The organism is Synechococcus sp. BA-120 BA3 (assembly GCF_034931285.1).
In the GTDB taxonomy this organism is placed as follows: Bacteria; Cyanobacteriota; Cyanobacteriia; order PCC-6307; family Cyanobiaceae; genus Cyanobium.
This window is the reverse complement of the sequence record NZ_JAYGHZ010000206.1, coordinates 1-926: the sequence shown is the minus strand read 5'-3', so window position 1 is coordinate 926 and position 926 is coordinate 1. Positions and strand designations below refer to the sequence as shown.

At 76.5% G+C, this 926-nt stretch carries 1 protein-coding gene; it reads right to left on the bottom strand.

Features of this window, described 5'->3' with window-relative positions:
* Nucleotides 1-924 (bottom strand): Sua5/YciO/YrdC/YwlC family protein (locus VB737_RS07300; RefSeq protein WP_500312253.1); only part of this gene is annotated, 924 nt, incomplete at its 3' end.
* Nucleotides 925-926: the final 2 nt, after the last annotated feature.

Below are 926 nucleotides of genomic sequence, written 5' to 3'. Positions count from 1 at the left end.
GGCGCCGGGGTGCCCCAGGGCCCCGGGACCGACGGCGGCCAGGAGCCCCAGGGCCGCCCGGCGGGGTTCCGCCATGGCCCGCTCACCCCCGGGCAGGGGGAAAGGCCTCAGGGCCACCAGCCGCTCGCAGGGGAGGCCACCAGGCCCGCCCAGCAGCAGCAGCTCCCCGCCCCAGAGCCGGGCACCGCCGCCAGCCGCCGAATCGGGCGCCGGATCCCCTGCCACCGACTCCGGCGCTGGGGCATACCCCAGCCCATCCCAGGTGAAGGCCAGCAGCGGCGGCGCCAGACCATGCTCCGCCAGCACGGCCAGGCCATGGGCCCGGTGGTGTTGCACCGTGGACCGCGGCCACCGCTGGGCGGTGGCGAGCTGGTGGCTGAGGTAGCCGGGATGGGCATCGCAGACCATCGCCCCCACCCCAGCGCCCCAGCGGTGATCGATTGCCTCCACTCCGGCGGCCAGGTGGGAGAGCAGGCGCCCCTCAGCCAGGTCCCCCAGGTGGGGGGACAGCCACACCCGTCCCTCCAGGGCCAGGGCGGGCGCGCTCTTGAGGTCACCGCCCAGGGCCACCAGGCCGCCGGGCACCCCACCTTGCGAGCCAACTGGCACCGATCCGAGGGCCAGGGGCTCGGGGGCATAGCCACGGGCCCGGCGCAGCAGGGCGGGCCGGCCGTCGATCACCTGCAGCACCGAATCGTCCAGGGGCCGGGCGATGGCACGGTCCTGGACCAGAAAGGCATCGGCGATCGGCACAACGGCCCGGGCCCCCAGCCGCCGTACCGCTTCGGCGGGATCGATGCAGAGCGGTTCACCGCTGGGGTTGCCGCTGGTGGCCACCAGGGGCCGGCCGAAGGCGCGCGCCAGCAGGTGGTGCAGCGGCGACGCCGGCAGCATCGCCCCCAGGCACGGGCTGCCCGGAGCCACGC